This window comes from Kordiimonas laminariae, assembly GCF_023008165.1.
GTDB classification, from domain to species: domain Bacteria; phylum Pseudomonadota; class Alphaproteobacteria; order Sphingomonadales; family Kordiimonadaceae; genus Kordiimonas; species Kordiimonas laminariae.
This window is the reverse complement of the sequence record NZ_JAKQZA010000002.1, coordinates 362,753-379,659: the sequence shown is the minus strand read 5'-3', so window position 1 is coordinate 379,659 and position 16,907 is coordinate 362,753. Positions and strand designations below refer to the sequence as shown.

The window sequence follows — 16,907 nt, the reverse complement described above, 5'->3', positions numbered from 1 at the left end:
TTGTTTCAAGAAAAGTAAATTAGCTTCACGCGTAAGTGAGCATTTTTCCTACTAAAGTTGGCAGAATTACCAAACCTTAACTGTGGTTTTATGGGTATGGGAAATCACACCATATACAAAATACAATTTGTGAAAAACTATGAATTTAGATAGTACTACTTATGGTAAATATGCTCCAATGATTGGGCGGCAAGTGATCAGCATGTTAGGAATTAATCATGATGGAATATCTCGAAAGCGTCGATGTTAATGCTCTGATAAGTAGCAGCATAGCGTGGGGGACAAATATTTTACTCGCCATCCTTATATTGATCATTGGATATTGGTTTGCAGGTAGAATATCTTCTTTCATTGGTGGGCTTGGTGAGAAGCATGAAAAATTAGATATCTCACTATTTCGATTTTTTGGAAGCATAGCAAAGTATGTAATACTTGCGATGGTTTTTATTGCAGTATTGAACCAATTCGGCATTGAAACTGCCTCTGTTGTTGCCTTGTTAGGTGCGGCTGGATTGGCTGTTGGTTTAGCGCTTCAGGGGGCTTTGTCTAATCTTTCGGCAGGCGTTTTGTTGATGATTTTCCGCCCATACAAGGTCGGGGACTTTATCGATGCAGCGGGGAAGTTTGGTAACGTAACTGAGATTGATCTATTCACAACCATCCTGCAAACCTTTGATAATCAACAGATTATTATCCCAAATAGTCAGATTTGGGGGCAGCAGATCATTAATCATAGCCACTATGAGGTGCGTGGTGTGGATATGAATTTTGGTATTGCTTATGATGAGGATATCGACAAAGCGCGCGGTGTTATTGAAAAAGTGCTTGAGGAGCACCCGCACGTGTTGAAAGACCCTGCATGGTTTCTTGAGGTGGAGACGCTTAATGATTCCTCAGTCGATTTTATTGTGAGGCCGTTTTGTAAAGGTGAGCATTATTTTGATGTGCGCTATTCCGTGCCTGAACAAGTAAAAAAGGCCCTTGATGCAGCTGAAATTGAGATTCCGTTCCCGCACCGTAAAGTGATATTATTTAAAGGCGACGAATAGAATATCGGGCCCCATACACAAAGATGTTTGGGGCTCTACCTTGCCTACCAATCGCCAAGTGCAGATTGCCAAAGTGTCAGGGCAGCCATTGCAGCTGTATCTGCTCTAAGCACTCGGGGGCCGAGAGAGACGACTGTTGTTTGGGGCATTGATTTGATGCGGTTACGCTCGTTTTCATCGAAGCCACCTTCTGGCCCAATAATAATTGCCCATGGTTCATTTGTAGTATTGCTTTGTGCTGCGAGAGCTTGGTGTGCTGATCTGCCGCTCAAGTCTTCATCACAGAACATGATGCGGCGGTCTTCCGGCCAATTATCGAGTAGTTTGTCCAGTTTTTCCGGTTCAGCAACCGTTGGTACAGTTAGGCGTTCACACTGTTCTGCTGCTTCCACGGCATTAGCGTGCAGGCGTTCAGTTTTTACACGGTCTACAATCGTGCGGCGTGTATAGACTGGATGTAGATGTCCTGCACCTAGTTCGGTTGCTTTTTGGGCGATAAAATCGATACGCGCTTTTTTAATAGGTGCGAATACCAGCCATACATCAGGCTCTTCTATTTGTTCTTTCACCCTCTCAGTAATGCGGACAGTAACGGCACGTTTTTTAACGTCGGATATTTCTGCAGCCCATTCACCGTCTTTCCCGTTGAATAGCGCGAGACCCGCACCTGCCTTTAAGCGCATAACATTAGCAAGATAATGGCTTTGATCTTGCTCAAGCGTGATAAAACCATCACCAGGAAGGCTTGTTTCAATAAACAATCTGATATCAATTTTGTTGCGCATTCTGCATCTCCGATTGTGGTGAAAATCGCGACAAGTAGAACTTCTGTCAAGCATTCCTTGACACTATGGCAGGACCATCGTAGCGACAGGACATGACACAGAAACCAAATACACCAGATGTTGTTGTAACCGCAGATGCCATAGAAGGTAGTTGGGTTTACAGAAACGCACCAAATTGGATGCGGCCATACCTTAAGCTTGCTCGTATGGATCGGCCTGTTGGTACATGGCTTCTATTATGGCCTTGCTGGTGGTCAGTGGCTTTAGCACTTGGTGGTGAACTGCGTGTAAAACCTTTTTATTATATGGTGCTTTTTGCTATCGGTGCGCTCGCTATGCGTGGGGCTGGGTGTACATATAATGATATGGTGGATCGTGATTTTGATGCTCAGGTCGACCGAACTAAAAGCCGTCCAATTCCAGCGGGTGAAGTAAGTATGAAGCAGGCGGCGGCCTTTCTGGGGTTCCAGTGCGTACTTGGTTTGCTTGTACTGCTGCAGTTAAACAGCTTCGCAATTGTTGTTGGTGTTTCATCTCTTCTTCTTGTGGCAGGGTATCCATTCATGAAACGGATTACCTATTGGCCGCAAGCTTGGCTCGGGCTCACTTTTAATTGGGGAGCGCTTGTTGGTTGGGCCGCTATGCAGGGAAACCTGACCGCCGCACCAATAGTTATGTATGCAGGTACCATTTTCTGGACACTGGGTTACGATACCATTTATGCGCATCAGGACAGGGAGGATGATGCTCTTGTAGGTGTGAAATCTACAGCTCTGGCGCTTGGCGAGAAAACTGGCTCTGCCCTTAAGGTTTTTTACAGTATTTTTATTTTTGCGTTAATAGCTGCGGGATACCTTGCAAACCTTGGAGAATTCTATTACATCGGCATCACCTTTGCTGCTGTGCAGCTTTGGAGGCAGATTGTTCGCGTGGATATAAATGCCCCGGATGTTTGTCTTGAAGTTTTTCGTTCGAATATTTCTTTTGGCTGGATCGTGTTTGTCAGCCTGCTTGCGGGACAGTTTCTACCGCGCTTTCAGGAAATTCTCGGGTGATTGGTGTAATTAATTTTTCTTAGGATTTTCCTTATGGATATCAGCAAGATTTCTATTGGCGAAAACGCTCCGTGGGACGTTAACGTAATTATCGAAGTACCTGCTGGCACAGAGCCAGTGAAATATGAGCTGGATAAAGATTCCGGTGCGCTGTTTGTAGACCGTATTATGCACACATCCATGCGTTACCCGTGTAACTATGGCTTTATTCCTCACACACTTGCTGATGATGGTGACCCTGCAGATGTAATCCTTGCGAACCACACACCAATTATGCCTGGCGCTGTTGTACGTTGTCGCCCACTTGGCGTGCTGATTATGGAAGATGAAGCTGGTATGGATGAAAAGCTTCTTATGGTTCCTGTTGATAAGCTGCACCCATTCCACAGCGATGTTCAAAGCTATGAAGAACTTCCAAAGATCTTCCTGGACCAGATTGGCCACTTCTTTGAGCACTATAAAGACCTTGAAAAAGGCAAATGGGTAAAGATTGTTGGTTGGGATGGCCCGGAAAAAGCGGCTGAGCTAATCACAAAATCTATTGAAGCTGCGAAGAAGTAAGTTTCTTTCGCCATTAAGAATACGGAAAGGGCCTCAGATCGAGGCCCTTTTTTGTTTAGTGGTATTTGCCGGGGTACCAGTGCTCGTTGCACCGCTTTACATATTCCAGAAGTGATGGATATTCCTTGATCGTATCGGCTAACTTGGCTGGCAGTGCTGTGGTTTGAGCTAAATTTACCAGTACACCATAGGCAGAAGCGTCAGCTGTTGAAGGTTTATCCCCAAACAAGAAAGGTTTGTCACCAAGCTGTGCTGCTATCGCATCAAGATCGGATTTTGCGAGTGCATGAATTTCGTCATGGGTATGGCGGCCAATCCCATGGCCGTTTAAGTTCTGCTTTACGGATTTAAGGGCAACGCCTGGTACAATATGTTTAAGTGGGAACGGCATGCTTCCGAACCAGAATTCTTTGGTGTGGGGCCAATTATTTTCATCGATCCAGCGATCATATACCAGCGCCCAGTAAAGTCGTTCATCAATTAGCTTGGTGAAGGCATGGCACTGAGCCTTTTCTTCGGCGCTTAGGTGCGCGTCAAAAGTAAAGCCTTTAGCTGTTTCTATATGACCTTTAATGAATTCGGAATCAGCAATCAGTTCGTTTCCATCTCGTACCACAGGAGCTTTGCCTTTTGGCATGCCGCGCGGATCATCAATATCTTCAATATTGTATGATATTCCTGCCATTTTTAGCAGTACTTCCGCTTTTACGCAGAATGGACTGAAGTTTGGTACCTCTTCGGTGGTTCGAAATTGCAGTAATGTTAGTTTGTCAGTCATTGTCGTCTCCTCGCCTTGATGCACTATGTCATAAAACGTGAAGATGACAAAAAATGTCAGTATAGGCATGGTTTATGCCCTTAAACGATAGGTATATATTGCGGTGAAACGTGCGTTTATTCATTTTGCCGCAGATTAATTGCGGTACTCAGGAGGATATCATAGGTTCCTTCCCATTCTTTAGGGGGAGAAACCGATGAAATTCTGTCTTAAAAGCGCAGTGTGTGCGGTGGCGTTCATGACGTGTGGAGCACAAGCGCAGGAGACTGCTGGTGTAACAGCACAGGATATTGTGATTGGGCAGCAATATATGTTTCAGTCACCGCATCTTGAAAAAGAGCAGGCTTTGCAAATTGCCCTACCAGCTAGTTATAAGCAGGAAGAAGAAAGAAGCTATCCTGTACTCTATGTGCTTGATGGGCAGTGGCAGTTCCAGCACGCCGTAAGTTTTGTAAACAGGCTTTCTTCAAAGGGGTTTATTCCTGAGCTTATTATTGTAGGTGTGCCGCATTCAGATCAGCAAAACAGCCGTTATTATGCAGGCTCAGAAACTTCAGAAAACGTTCTGGCTTTTTTGAAAGAAACGGCGGTTCCCTATGTGGAAAGTAATTACCGAACACGAGGCGGTAACACGCTCGCAGGATGGGCTTATACAGGTGGCTTTGCCATTCATGCCCTCCTTAAGGCACCTGATACCTTTGAGGCAGCGATTACCTCAAGCCCGTTCCCTGTGGCAAATTACGAATCTTATACAGGTAAAACTTCGGCTCAATTACTTGCTGAACTTGAAGCATTTGAGCAAAAGAAATTCCTTTCGTTTGGTGCGGATACGACTGAAAGCCCTGTGATTGAAGGCACTCAAGCTCTTGCTGGAGTTTTGGAAGAGAGTGCACCTTCAAATCTTGAATGGCACTTTACCGAAACGACAGGAGAAGAGCACATCACAACGCCGCATGTGCTTTTATATTCTGGCCTTAGAAAGCGCTTTGCTGATTATGGCGACCCTATTTTTAAAACCATGGAAGAGTTTAAGGCATTCGGTGGCCTTGAGGGAGTGAAACGTTTCTACCGAGCTCGTGGCGACAAATACGGCGTTTCAAAAGACGTGTCAGAGGATGGAATTTTCTGGATGGCACGTATTGCTATGCAGAATGATGATGTAGCTTTGATGGACCGCCTGCGTGCGAACTTTGATCGGTATTTTGCGCGCCAACGAGCGTATTGGATCAATGCCTATGCACAATTTTATCTGAAACACGGCAAAGCTAGAGCTGCTGTGAAAATGTATGAAAGGCTTGTTGCACGCTTCCCATCTTCAGTTGGCGCTTATGCTGGTTTAGGGGAGGCCTATGCCGCAGCTGAGCGCACAGGACAGGCAAAGAAAATGTATGAGCGTGCAGTTGATCTGGCTAAAGATAAAAAAGACGAACGTTTAAACGAACTGCAAGAAAAGCTGGCAGCTCTTAAGTAAATTCTGGTAGTCCGGAATTGGGCTACCAATCGTAGCTATTGATTTCTGTTTGGCGAAGAACCCGGCGATACGGCATAGGCGCTCGATTAGTGATCGCAGTCATCGCGCGGTCAAAGATGCCCACTTTTGTGCGTGCCCAGCGAACACCGCGTGCAGCAGAGGGGGTGCTCGGGATCAGGAACATCAGACCGATAACAAATAAAATCAAACCAAACGGGATTGGTGTTAACATACCAATCACACCGAAAAAGCAGAGCGCTCCACCGATTATTCGGCATATAATGCGCATCATGAGGTTTCTCCTGTCGCAGTCATTTTATTATAGATATCTTCTATATATAGTATGCACATATTGTGGCTTCAACAGGGCAACATAAAAGGTAATCTATATCGAACACAGAAATATTAGTTGCATATGTAACTATTAATCGATATTTCAACCTTCAGCGCGTGTGAGCGTGTGTTTTCGGCTCATTTGATTGGGAGACACCAATGCGGAAGATTTACGATAGTGCAGAAAGTGCACTTGAAGGTCTGCTTTTTGATGACATGACTATAATGGCAGGTGGTTTTGGCCTGTGCGGTATTCCGGAAAACCTGATAACGGCAATTCATAATGATGGTGCCAAAGATCTTACAGTTATTTCAAACAACTGTGGTGTGGATGGTTTTGGTCTTGGCGTGTTGCTTGATGCCAAGCAGATCAAAAAAATGATCAGTTCGTATGTGGGCGAAAACAAAGAGTTTGAACGCCAGTATCTGGAAGGTGAACTTGAGCTTGAGTTTAACCCGCAAGGTACGCTTGCAGAACGTATTCGTGCTGGCGGTGCAGGCATCCCTGGTTTTTATACAAAAACGGGTGTCGGTACTGTGATTGCTGAAGGCAAAGATCACCGGGATTTTGATGGCGAAACATTCATCATGGAAACAGGCCTTGTTGCCGATGTTTCTATTGTGAAGGCCTGGAAAGCAGATACTGAAGGTAACCTTGTTTACCGTAAAACGGCGCGTAACTTTAACCCGATGATGGCAACAGCTGGTAAAATCACGGTGGTGGAAGTGGAAGAGATTGTGGAAGCTGGTGAACTTGACCCGGATCATATCCACACGCCGGGTATTTACGTGCAGCGTCTTATCAAGGGGAACCACGAAAAGCGTATTGAACAGCGTACCGTTCGCGAGAGGGAGACAGCATAATGGCTTGGGATCGTAACCAAATGGCTGCTCGGGCTGCACTGGAACTGCAGGACGGCTATTATGTGAACCTCGGTATTGGTATTCCAACGCTCGTAGCGAACTATATTCCCGAAGGTGTGAATGTAACGCTTCAGTCGGAAAACGGTATGCTGGGTATGGGGCCATTCCCATATGAAGATGAAGTGGATGCCGACCTGATTAACGCAGGGAAGCAAACAATTACCGAGCTTGATACGTCCAGTTATTTTTCATCTGCGGATAGTTTTGCAATGATCCGCGGTGGCCATATCGACCTTTCTATCCTTGGTGCGATGGAAGTTGCTGAAAATGGCGATCTCGCAAATTGGATGATCCCTGGCAAAATGGTGAAGGGCATGGGTGGTGCCATGGATCTTGTTGCCGGTGTGAAGCGTGTTGTTGTGATTATGGATCACACCAACAAAAAAGGTGAAACCAAACTGCTGAAGGCATGTTCACTGCCGCTCACAGGTACAGGTGTTGTAGACCGTATTATTACAAACTTTGGTGTCTTTGATGTGGTTGAAGGTGGCCTTAAAGTTGTTGAGCTTGCTCCAGAAGTAACGCTGGATGAAGTTAAAGCCGCGACCGAAGCGACTATCATTTAACTTTGTAATATGTTTCTGAATGAAGAAAGCAGCCTTCGGGCTGCTTTTTTATTAACAAAGTTTGCAAAATTCCTTTGATGCCTTACTTAGCTTTTTGTACGGTTTAAGACGTTGCGTCAGGGGGAGTGCAGGCAATGGGGTTTCAGGCAGACCTACCAGCATTTGCAGATAGAGATGAAATCAGAGAATTGCTCGCTATTTGGTATAAGTGGGCAGACGGAAAAACTGTTCCCAACCGGGAGCAGATGAACCTCAGGGATATTAGTAAGTATCTTGATTGTGTCATGTTGTTTGACGTGATTTCCCATGCCGAGATTAATATTCGGTATTTTGCCAGCTTATATATGGATTATTTCGGTGCCGATTATACGGGCAGAAATTATCTGGAAGTAACCGAACCAGCTCTAAGGGAAATGCGTGCAGCGCGTATGATGAATGTTGTGTCACACCCATGTGCTGCTGTGTGGACTACTCTTGGTAAGCACGAAGGAAAGATGCAGGAATATACGGTAGGCCTATCGGTTCCAATCATTGCTTGTGAAAAGGGATTGAAGCCTATGCAAATGTTGCAGGTTTGCTTTCCTCTTGCTGGTCGTGAACGACCATCTTTTTCTGATCAGCCGATTGCAAATGTTACGGTAGCAAATAATCATATGTATGTAGATATTGGCGCTGGTGTGCCCCAGACAGTATCTTGAGTGATGAAAGATAAGGCACGCTTAAAAGAGATTTGATTTTTACACTTTAAAGACAAAAGCGGTGAGCGTATTGCAATGGAACTTCAGATAGGATTACCTGCGTTCGCAGAAAGTACAGAACTTCGCTATATCTTGTCTACTTGGAGAAAGTGGGCAGGTAATGAGTTGCTGCCGCTGAGAAAAAACGTGAACTTAAGAGATATCAGCCGGTATCTTGATTGTCTTCTATTGCTTGATGTTATTTCTTATGAAGAAGTTCGTATTAGATATTTCCCCAGTTTATACATGGATTTTCTTGGCGCTGATTATACAGGGCAAAATTACCTTGATGTAACAGAAGGCAAGCTAAGAGAATTGCGTGCTAAACGTTTCATGAATATCGCTAATAAGCCTTGTGCTGCAGTTTGGACTACTCAAGATGTGCAGCTGTGGACTAACCGCAAGCAAAATACAGTTCAGGACTATGCTATTGGTATCTCACTTCCCATCATGGCAAGTGAAGACGGATCGAAGCCAATGCAGGTGATGACAATATGCGTTACCCCCGCTATGGGGCAGAGGCCTGCCTTTTTCGAACAGCCCAAGCACACCGTTGCGCTTGCGAACTTACATGAATATGTGGATATCGGTGCAGGGGTGCCGCAACCGGATTGAAATAGTTGGCGGGAGGGGCCTGATGTACGGGAGAAGCACATCAGGCTTAGTTTTTGTTAACCTGCAGTGCCGCCTACAGTCAGGCCGTCAATTTTCAGTGTAGGTTGCCCCACACCAGCCGGAACTGTTTGTCCGCCCTTGCCGCAAGTACCAACGCCATTATCCAGTTTCAGGTCATTACCGATCATGGAAACATGTTTTAGTACCTCAGGGCCACTGCCAATAAGCGTGGCACCTTTTACAGGTTCGGCAATTTTGCCGCCGCGTACGCGGTATGCTTCTGTACAACTGAATACAAACTTACCTGATGTGATATCAACTTGGCCGCCACCAAAATTCACGGCGTAAAGACCGTCATCCACACTAGCCAAAATTTCAGCTGGGTCTTTATCGCCTGCCATCATGAAGGTGTTCGTCATACGAGGCATTGGCGCATGGGCGAAACTCTGCCTGCGACCATTACCAGTTGGCGTCATACCCATAAGGCGTGCATTCAGGCGGTCTTGCATGTAGCCTTTTAGAATGCCGTCTTCGATTAGAACAGTACGTTCCGTTGGTGTGCCTTCATCGTCAACTGACAGTGAACCTCTGCGGCTATCAATAGTACCGTCATCCACAACTGTGATGCCGGGGGCTGCAACACGTTCACCCATAAGCCCAGCGAATGCGGATGTCTTCTTTCTATTGAAATCACCTTCAAGACCGTGGCCTACAGCTTCATGAAGAAGCACGCCGGGCCAACCTGGGCCAAGAACAACGGTCATTTCGCCCGCAGGTGCATCAACGCTTTCAAGGTTTACATTAGCTTGGCGAATAGCTTCATTCACTTGTGCCTGCCAGTGTGCTTCATCAAAAAGGAAATCGTAGGATTGCCTGCCGCCAGCACCTTCATTGCCCGCTTCTTGCCTATCGCCTTCACCAAGCACTACAGAAACGTTCAGCCGTACCAGTGGACGGATGTCTCTGACGCGATGACCATCAGCGCGGATGATTTCTACAGCTTGCCAGCTACCAAGAATAGAGGCGCTTACTTGTCTGATCCGGTCATCTTGCGCGCGAGCATATTCATCAATTTCTTCAAGAAGTTTTACTTTACGGTCAAACGAAATGCCGCCAAGCGGGTTTTCGTCCGTGTAAAGTTGTTTGTTGGTTCGTGCTGGCGCGAGGCTCATGCTACCGTCATGGCCACTTTTTACTGCACGAACAGTATCTGCCGCACGTTTGATGGCAGCTTCAGAAAGTTCATTTGAATGCGCATAGCCAGTTGATTCGTCTGCTACAGCCCTAAGCCCAAATCCTTGACTCGAATCAAAAGAAGCTGCCTTCAGGCGCCCATCATCGTATGAAAATGATTCTGATTGAGTGGATTCGAGATAAATTTCCCCGTCATCCATACCGGATAAAGCTTCAGAAACCAGAGATTCTGTACGTTTTTCATCAAGTTCTGATTGCTCAAAAAAGAAATTAAGCGATGCAGGGGCATCGGTCATGGCTGTACTCCGTGATCTTTTTACAAGCCTTTGTGCGACAAAAAGACGCAAACCAAGCTGTTATCTATACGTAAGCATGGTACTCTTGCGCATACAAAACAAGCGTTTGAATAGAAATTTTAACATTTTTGGCAGAAAAATGTCCGTAACAGTGCTCTCAGGCTTGAGCCTGCGACAACGTGTCGTTATAACGACGGTTCATTATGCCAGCTGTTAGGACCTTTAGGGGTTTTGTCAGAGCGGCTGGTCCCCGGTAGACTTCAGGGTAGGTTGTCTGCAGGGTGCCCGTGTTAGGGGTAGGAAATAAAAGGAAAGCAGAACTATGAGCGTTAAAAGGCTTACCGCCGGTTTGATGGCTGCATTCACAGCTATGATCGGTTTTACGGTTAGCGCCTTGGCTGAGGGGCCACTTGGTCAACCTCACGAGAAGGGGCTGTGGCTTCAGGAAGCTGCAAACGAGCAGGCCGCTAAGGTTGGTGCGTTTAACATGGAACTTCTTTGGATCATCACTGTAATCACAATCTTTGTGTTTGCGCTGATGTTCTATGTAATGTTCCGTTACCGCGCGAAAGCGAACCCAAATCCATCTAAAGTAAGTCACAACACAGTGATTGAAATTATTTGGACTGGTGTTCCAATCATTATCCTTGCGGTGATCGGTGCAACTTCACTACCGCTTCTTTATTATCAGGACGTTGTTCCTGAGACAGAGTTTGCGATCAAGGTGACAGGTAACCAGTGGAACTGGACTTATTCTTACCCGGATCATGGCGATATTGAGTTCACATCTCTGCTTGTGCCTGACAGTGCATTTAAAAATGCTGATGAGCGCGCAACATACGAAAGAGATCTTTCTGCATTCCTAGGTCGTCCAGCAAAACTGAACGCGCGTCTTCTTGATACAGATAACCGTTTGGTTGTTCCTGTTAATACGAAGATCAAAGTTCAGCTTACTGGTTCTGATGTGATCCACGCTTGGACTGTTCCAGCGTTTGGTGTGAAGCTTGATGCTGTACCAGGCCGTTTGAATGAAACTTGGTTCGAAGTAGACCATGTTGGTACATACTACGGTCAGTGTTCAGAGCTATGTGGTAAAGACCACGCTTATATGCCGATCGCAGTAGAAGTTGTTTCAAAAGAAGATTTTGCCAAGTGGGTAGAGCTAGCGAAGCTAAATTATGCTGACGCTGCTACTACACAGCTTGGTCGCTAAGGAGAGAAAGTAATGGCACACGCAGACCCAACTGGGTGGAAGCGGTGGGTACTTTCCACCAACCACAAAGACATCGGTGTGATGTATCTATGGTTCGCATTTTTTGCGGGCGTGATCGGCTTTGCTATGTCCGGTCTGATGCGTATGGAGCTTATGGAGCCGGGCGTTCAATTCCTTCCTAGCGTTCTAGGCATCTCCGAAGAAGAAGCGCGTCACATGTTTAACGTGCTGACAACTGGTCACGGCCTTATCATGGTGTTCTTCATGGTTATGCCTGCTCTGATCGGTGGCTTTGGTAACTACTTCGTACCGCTAATGATTGGTGCGCCAGATATGGCGTTCCCTCGCATGAATAACATTTCTTTCTGGCTAATGCCTCCAGCGTTTATTCTGCTGCTTCTTTCTACTGTTGTAGAAGGTGCGCCGGGTGCTGCTGGTTTCGGTGGCGGCTGGACAGCATATGCACCACTATCAACAACTGGTCACCCTGGTCCTTCAATGGACCTGGCGATCTTCTCGCTTCACGTGGCTGGTGCTTCTTCGATTATGGGTGCGATTAACTACATCACAACTATTTTCAACATGCGTGCTCCGGGCATGACAATTCACAAGATGCCACTGTTTGCTTGGTCAGTACTGATCACTGCATTCCTGCTTCTTCTGTCTCTGCCTGTACTAGCTGGCGCGATCACAATGCTGCTGACTGACCGTAACTTCGGCACAACATTCTTTGATCCTGCTGGTGGTGGTGATCCAATTCTGTTCCAGCACCTGTTCTGGTTCTTTGGTCACCCTGAAGTATACATCATGATCCTGCCTGCATTTGGTATCGTAAGCCACATCATCTCTACATTCTCTCGCAAGCCGATTTTCGGTTACCTAGGAATGGCGTATGCGATGGCAGCGATCGGTTTCATCGGCTTCGTAGTGTGGGCGCACCACATGTACACAGTTGGCCTTGATGTAGATACAAAAGCTTACTTCGTAGCTGCGACAATGGTTATTGCGGTTCCAACAGGTGTGAAAATCTTCTCTTGGATTGCAACAATGTGGGGTGGCTCTATCACCTTTGAAGTACCAATGATGTACGCTATCGCCTTCATCCTTCTGTTTACAGTTGGTGGTGTAACAGGCGTTGTACTTTCAAACGCTGGTGCTGATATTGTTCTTCACGATACTTACTATGTGGTTGCTCACTTCCACTATGTACTATCACTTGGAGCAGTGTTTGCGATCTTCGCTGGCCTCTATTACTGGGTTGGTAAAATGTCCGGTCGTGAATACCCGAACTTCCTTGCGAAGCTTCAGTTCTGGGTAACATTCGTGGGTGTGAACCTGATCTTCTTCCCGCAGCACTTCCTAGGCTTGCAGGGTATGCCACGCCGTTATGTTGATTACCCAGATGCGTATGCATACTGGAACGCATGGTCGTCATGGGGTTACCTGGTAACGCTTGTTGGCGTTGTATTGTTCATGGTTGTTATGGGTATCACACTGTCTCGTAAGAAGACTGTGGCGGATAACCAGTGGGGCGAAGGTGCTACTACTCTTGAGTGGACACTATCTTCACCTCCTCCATTCCACCAGTTCAACGAACTACCAAAAATCAAGTAAGTTGAGTAGGAATTGGAACGTTGGCTGATAGTCTGACATCCACGATTAAAAGTGATCTTCCTGCCTCAGGGCAGGAAGCGGAAGCAGGGGACTTCATCGCACTGTTGAAGCCTCGTGTTATGTCACTTGTGATCTTCACTGCATTTGTAGGATTGATTGCGGCTCCAGGTTCTATGAACCCGGTTATCGCAATCGCTGCTATTGTGCTGATTGCCATTGGTGCGGGAGCCTCTGGCGCCCTTAATATGTGGTATGATGCCGATATCGATGCGGTAATGGATAGGACAGCTAAGCGTCCGATCCCTGCTGGAAGAGTAACCCCAGGCGATGCCCTTGGGTTTGGTCTTACGCTTTCGGTGGCTTCAGTAATTCTTCTGGGGCTGCTTGTTAATGTAACATCTGCTATTCTTCTTGCTCTTACGATTTTCTTTTATGCTGTTATTTACACAATGTGGCTGAAGCGCCGTACCCCACAGAATATTGTGATTGGTGGTGCTGCAGGTGCATTCCCTCCGATGATTGGTTGGGCTGCTGTAACTGATAGTGTAACAATCGAAAGTATTGTGCTTTTCGGTATTATTTTCCTCTGGACACCGCCTCACTTCTGGGCGCTCTCTCTCTTTATCCATAAGGATTATGAGAAGGTGGGTGTACCTATGTTGCCGGTTGTGGCTGGAGAAAAGGAAACCAGAAAGCAAATTCTTCTATACAGTCTTTTGATGGTGCCTTGTGCTATCGCGCCTTACTTTATGGGCTTTGCTGGCCCTGTATACGGTGTGGTTACATCGGCACTTAGCGCTTGGTTCCTTGTGCTCGCCTTCTATGTATGGCGCGGCAATGAAAAAGCGTACAAAAAGCTGTTCCTGTTTTCGATTTTATATTTGTTTACTGCTTTTGCAGTACTTGCTGCAGAACGTGTTGTTATGGGGCTGATCTAATGTCAGGCGATGATAAATATTCAGAACTTCACACCAAGATGAAAAAGCGTAACCGCGTTCTCGGTGCAAGCCTGTTTATCTTTGTTATCTCTTTGGCTGTGATCAGCTATTTCCGTATTAAGGGCCTGACACCATAATGAGCGCTGAGAGCAAAAATAAAAAAGTAGCTCTGATGGCTGGTGGTGTTGTGGTTGCAATGCTGGGTATGGCTTATGCCGCTGTGCCGCTTTATGATCTGTTCTGTAAAGTAACAGGTTATGGCGGTACGACGCAAAGGTCTGAAGAACTGGCATCTGTAAATACCATTAATCGGGATATGCGTGTTCGTTTTATCGCAAACACTCACAGAGATATGCCTTGGGATTTTGCCCCAATGCAGATTTCGCAAACACTGAAGGTAGGCGAGCAGGGGCTTGCTTATTATGAAGCTTATAACCCAACTGATAAAACACTAGTTGGGCGTGCTACATATAATGTGGCACCACATAAAGCTGGCAGTTATTTTGCGAAAGTAGATTGTTTCTGCTTTACCGAGCAGATTTTGAAACCAGGCGAACGGGTACAGATGCCTGTAGTCTATTATATTGATCCTTCGATTGATGAGGATCTGAATTTGGATGAAGTTACCGAAGTAACACTTTCATATACATTCTTCGTACTGGATGACGAAGAAATGGCGGAAGTGCTTGCTGGTCGCTGATTGATTTAGGGAACTAGGAATGCCGGATTTTCCGGTATTTTGTCAGGAGAAATTTTATGGCGGGCGAAGTTAAACACGACTACCATCTGGTAAACCCAAGCCCATGGCCTGCATTTGTATCATTCTTTGTATTGATCATGATGGTGGGTGCTGTGTTCGCAATGAAGCCAGAAGCTGAGCTTTTTGGTGCAAGCGGTTGGGGTAGTTATGCTCTAATTATCGGCTTTCTAGGTACGGTTTACGGTTCTATCGCTTGGTGGAAAGACGTAATTCACGAAGGTGAAACAGGTGATCATACACCTGTAGTTCAAATTGGTCTGCGCTACGGCATGATCCTCTTCATTGCTTCTGAGGTAATGTTCTTCGTTGCATGGTTTTGGGCGTTCTTTAATGCGTCTCTATACCCGGCACTGCCTGTTGATCCGGCTGATCTATTCTCATCCCTTGGTCAGGAAGCTGTATGGCCTCCAAAAGGTATTGAGACATTTGATCCATTCCACCTGCCTTTGATCAACACACTCATTCTTCTATTATCTGGTACAACAGTAACATGGGCGCACCATGCTATTGTTGAAGGTAACCGTGAAGCGGCGAAACAAGCGCTTTGGCTGACAGTTGCTCTTGGCCTGATCTTCTCTGTAGTTCAGGGTTATGAATATAGCCACGCTGCGTTTGGTTTCTCTGGCAACATTTACGGCGCTACATTCTATATGGCGACAGGTTTCCACGGCTTCCACGTATTCGTTGGTACAATCTTCCTAGCAGTATGCTTGGGCCGTCTATACAAAGGTCACTTCAAGACTGATCACCACTTCGGTTTTGAAGCAGCTGCTTGGTACTGGCACTTTGTAGACGTTGTATGGCTGTTCCTGTTCATCTGCGTATACATCTGGGGCGGCCAATAATCCGTGGCTGACCAACAATCAGATCAAGTTGAAGAAACCGATCGAGAGCAATCTCGGTCGGTTTCTCCGTATAAGGCCGGACTTTCCTGCAAATGCCCGAACTGTGGTGACGCACCTATCTATAACGGCCTGTTGGAACTTCGAGGTGTCTGCGAGAATTGCGGATTTGATCTAAGTAAAGCAGATGCGGGTGATGGGGCCCAGATATTCGTGATCATGATCCTTGGGGCGCTCTGTGCTATTATCGGTGCATATCTCTATGCAGCAATCGGGTTACCCATGTGGGCTATTATGATCTTTCTGATTGCTATGATCATTGGTGGTACCATCTGGCTTCTTCGAGTTATCAAAGCAACTTTAGTAGCGCTGCAATTCCATCATGATGCTCATGAAGGCCAGTTAACAGACGAAGGTTAAGAGTTATGGCAGAGAAGAAACGTTTTCAGCCGGGTACAGGTCTTACTATTGCAACCGTTATCTCGCTTGTTATCCTAAGCAGTCTTGGTACATGGCAGGCGCGTAAAGTTGGCCCGAAAACAGCTATGCTTGCACAGATTGAAGAAGGGTTAACTGCTGAACCAATCAAGCTGCCCGTGCATGTGGATGACCCAGCCCAACTAAATTACCGCAAAGTTTACTTCTCTGGTACACATGGTACCTCAGAACCGCTTAAGCTATTCGGCACCAATGTTGATGGAAAGCCGGGTTACTACCTATATAGCCCGGTCAAAACTACGTTCGGAATGGCAGTGCTGGTTAACTGGGGGTGGATACCCATGACCGAAGATACGCTACCAGAGTTGCCTGCAGGAGATGTGAGTATCACAGGTGTGCTGCGGACAAGTGCCGAAGCTTCAAGTTTTACTCCTGCAAATGATCCAACTGGTAATACATGGTATGTAGCCAACGTACACGAAATGGCAGAGGCTTTTGGTTTGCGTACCAAAGAGTATTATCACTTCCGGGTGTTTTCAGATCAGGTAGGTGGTAAGGGAAGCCTGCCTCTTGGCGGACAGGTGCGTGTAGATATCCCTAACAATCATCTTCAATATACGATCACCTGGTTTGGTCTAGCTGCTACACTTCTTGCTATTTACATACTTTTTGGCCTGAAAAGAGGTCGCGAGAATAGTTGAGGCTTGCGCTTTGACGCATCACAAATTATGACTAGCT

Annotated in this window: 20 protein-coding genes; 16 read left to right on the top strand and 4 right to left on the bottom strand. The window is 46.2% G+C overall.

The genetic code is table 11. The annotated features are described in order from the left end of the window. The first annotated feature begins 218 nt into the window (after positions 1-218). Positions 219-1,049, top strand: a complete 831-nt coding sequence (locus MF542_RS05260) for a mechanosensitive ion channel family protein (RefSeq protein ID WP_343264848.1) — start codon at positions 219-221, stop codon at positions 1,047-1,049. A 44-nt stretch (positions 1,050-1,093) separates the two neighbouring features. On the opposite strand, the gene MF542_RS05255 is transcribed toward MF542_RS05260, so the two are convergent. Continuing rightward, positions 1,094-1,834, bottom strand: a complete 741-nt coding sequence (locus tag MF542_RS05255; protein ID WP_247016682.1) for a 16S rRNA (uracil(1498)-N(3))-methyltransferase — start codon at positions 1,832-1,834, stop codon at positions 1,094-1,096. Between the two features lie 92 nt (positions 1,835-1,926). Here MF542_RS05255 and ubiA point away from each other — a divergent pair, with 92 nt between their 5' ends. Both ubiA and ppa read left to right on the top strand, forming a co-directional pair. Next, positions 1,927-2,889, top strand: a complete 963-nt coding sequence (gene ubiA, locus MF542_RS05250) for a 4-hydroxybenzoate octaprenyltransferase (RefSeq protein ID WP_247016680.1) — start codon at positions 1,927-1,929, stop codon at positions 2,887-2,889. Positions 2,890-2,922: 33 nt separating this feature from the next. Beyond that, positions 2,923-3,450 carry an inorganic diphosphatase gene (gene ppa, locus MF542_RS05245; protein ID WP_247016678.1) on the top strand — a complete coding sequence of 176 codons (528 nt, stop codon included), beginning with the start codon at positions 2,923-2,925 and terminating at the stop codon, positions 3,448-3,450. A gap of 55 nt (positions 3,451-3,505) precedes the next feature. On the opposite strand, the gene MF542_RS05240 is transcribed toward ppa, so the two are convergent. Next, positions 3,506-4,228, bottom strand: coding sequence for a glutathione S-transferase family protein (locus MF542_RS05240; protein ID WP_247016676.1), 723 nt, complete (start codon positions 4,226-4,228; stop codon positions 3,506-3,508). Positions 4,229-4,424: 196 nt separating this feature from the next. Between MF542_RS05240 and MF542_RS05235 the strand changes: the two genes are divergently transcribed. After that, positions 4,425-5,699, top strand: coding sequence for an alpha/beta hydrolase-fold protein (locus MF542_RS05235; RefSeq protein WP_247016674.1), 1,275 nt, complete (start codon positions 4,425-4,427; stop codon positions 5,697-5,699). A gap of 22 nt (positions 5,700-5,721) precedes the next feature. Here MF542_RS05235 and MF542_RS05230 read toward each other — a convergent pair whose 3' ends face one another. Continuing rightward, the gene (locus MF542_RS05230; protein WP_247016671.1) at positions 5,722-5,991 is read right to left on the bottom strand and encodes a hypothetical protein; all 270 of its coding nucleotides are present in this window, start codon (positions 5,989-5,991) and stop codon (positions 5,722-5,724) included. Positions 5,992-6,191: 200 nt separating this feature from the next. On the opposite strand from MF542_RS05230, the gene MF542_RS05225 reads away from it, so the two are divergent. The 4 genes from MF542_RS05225 to MF542_RS05210 all read left to right on the top strand — a co-directional run bounded on the left by MF542_RS05225 (position 6,192) and on the right by MF542_RS05210 (position 8,874). Next, a complete protein-coding gene (locus MF542_RS05225) occupies positions 6,192-6,896 on the top strand; it encodes a CoA transferase subunit A (protein ID WP_247016669.1) in 705 nt (234 codons plus the stop codon). Then, positions 6,896-7,522 (top strand): CoA transferase subunit B, encoded by a 627-nt coding sequence (locus MF542_RS05220; protein WP_247016667.1) that lies wholly within the window; start codon positions 6,896-6,898, stop codon positions 7,520-7,522. Before MF542_RS05225 ends, MF542_RS05220 begins: the two co-directional genes overlap by 1 nt. A 134-nt stretch (positions 7,523-7,656) precedes the next feature. Next, positions 7,657-8,220 (top strand): PAS domain-containing protein, encoded by a 564-nt coding sequence (locus MF542_RS05215; protein WP_247016664.1) that lies wholly within the window; start codon positions 7,657-7,659, stop codon positions 8,218-8,220. 75 nt (positions 8,221-8,295) lie between these two features. Next, the gene (locus MF542_RS05210; protein WP_247016662.1) at positions 8,296-8,874 is read left to right on the top strand and encodes a PAS domain-containing protein; all 579 of its coding nucleotides are present in this window, start codon (positions 8,296-8,298) and stop codon (positions 8,872-8,874) included. A gap of 56 nt (positions 8,875-8,930) precedes the next feature. Here MF542_RS05210 and tldD read toward each other — a convergent pair whose 3' ends face one another. Beyond that, on the bottom strand, positions 8,931-10,364 hold the full coding sequence (tldD, locus tag MF542_RS05205) for a metalloprotease TldD (protein ID WP_247016660.1): 1,434 nt from the start codon (positions 10,362-10,364) through the stop codon (positions 8,931-8,933). A gap of 322 nt (positions 10,365-10,686) precedes the next feature. On the opposite strand from tldD, the gene coxB reads away from it, so the two are divergent. From coxB to MF542_RS05165, 8 genes are read left to right on the top strand one after another with little or no spacing between them, the layout of a single operon-like run. Next, entirely contained in the window at positions 10,687-11,577 is an 891-nt protein-coding gene (gene coxB, locus MF542_RS05200; RefSeq protein WP_247016658.1) for a cytochrome c oxidase subunit II, read from the top strand. 12 nt (positions 11,578-11,589) lie between these two features. Then, positions 11,590-13,191 carry a cytochrome c oxidase subunit I gene (gene ctaD, locus MF542_RS05195; protein ID WP_247016656.1) on the top strand — a complete coding sequence of 534 codons (1,602 nt, stop codon included), beginning with the start codon at positions 11,590-11,592 and terminating at the stop codon, positions 13,189-13,191. A 20-nt stretch (positions 13,192-13,211) separates the two neighbouring features. Then, positions 13,212-14,129, top strand: coding sequence for a heme o synthase (locus MF542_RS05190; protein ID WP_247016654.1), 918 nt, complete (start codon positions 13,212-13,214; stop codon positions 14,127-14,129). Next, complete coding sequence (locus MF542_RS05185; protein ID WP_247016652.1) at positions 14,129-14,266, top strand: hypothetical protein; 138 nt, start codon at positions 14,129-14,131, stop codon at positions 14,264-14,266. Before MF542_RS05190 ends, MF542_RS05185 begins: the two co-directional genes overlap by 1 nt. Further along, a complete protein-coding gene (locus tag MF542_RS05180) occupies positions 14,266-14,829 on the top strand; it encodes a cytochrome c oxidase assembly protein (RefSeq protein WP_247016650.1) in 564 nt (187 codons plus the stop codon). Before MF542_RS05185 ends, MF542_RS05180 begins: the two co-directional genes overlap by 1 nt. 56 nt (positions 14,830-14,885) lie before the next feature. Continuing rightward, positions 14,886-15,734 carry a cytochrome c oxidase subunit 3 gene (locus MF542_RS05175; protein ID WP_247016648.1) on the top strand — a complete coding sequence of 283 codons (849 nt, stop codon included), beginning with the start codon at positions 14,886-14,888 and terminating at the stop codon, positions 15,732-15,734. A gap of 3 nt (positions 15,735-15,737) precedes the next feature. Continuing rightward, positions 15,738-16,151, top strand: coding sequence for a DUF983 domain-containing protein (locus MF542_RS05170; protein ID WP_247016646.1), 414 nt, complete (start codon positions 15,738-15,740; stop codon positions 16,149-16,151). Between the two features lie 5 nt (positions 16,152-16,156). Continuing rightward, positions 16,157-16,870 carry an SURF1 family protein gene (locus MF542_RS05165; protein WP_247016644.1) on the top strand — a complete coding sequence of 238 codons (714 nt, stop codon included), beginning with the start codon at positions 16,157-16,159 and terminating at the stop codon, positions 16,868-16,870. The last annotated feature ends 37 nt before the right edge of the window (positions 16,871-16,907 follow it).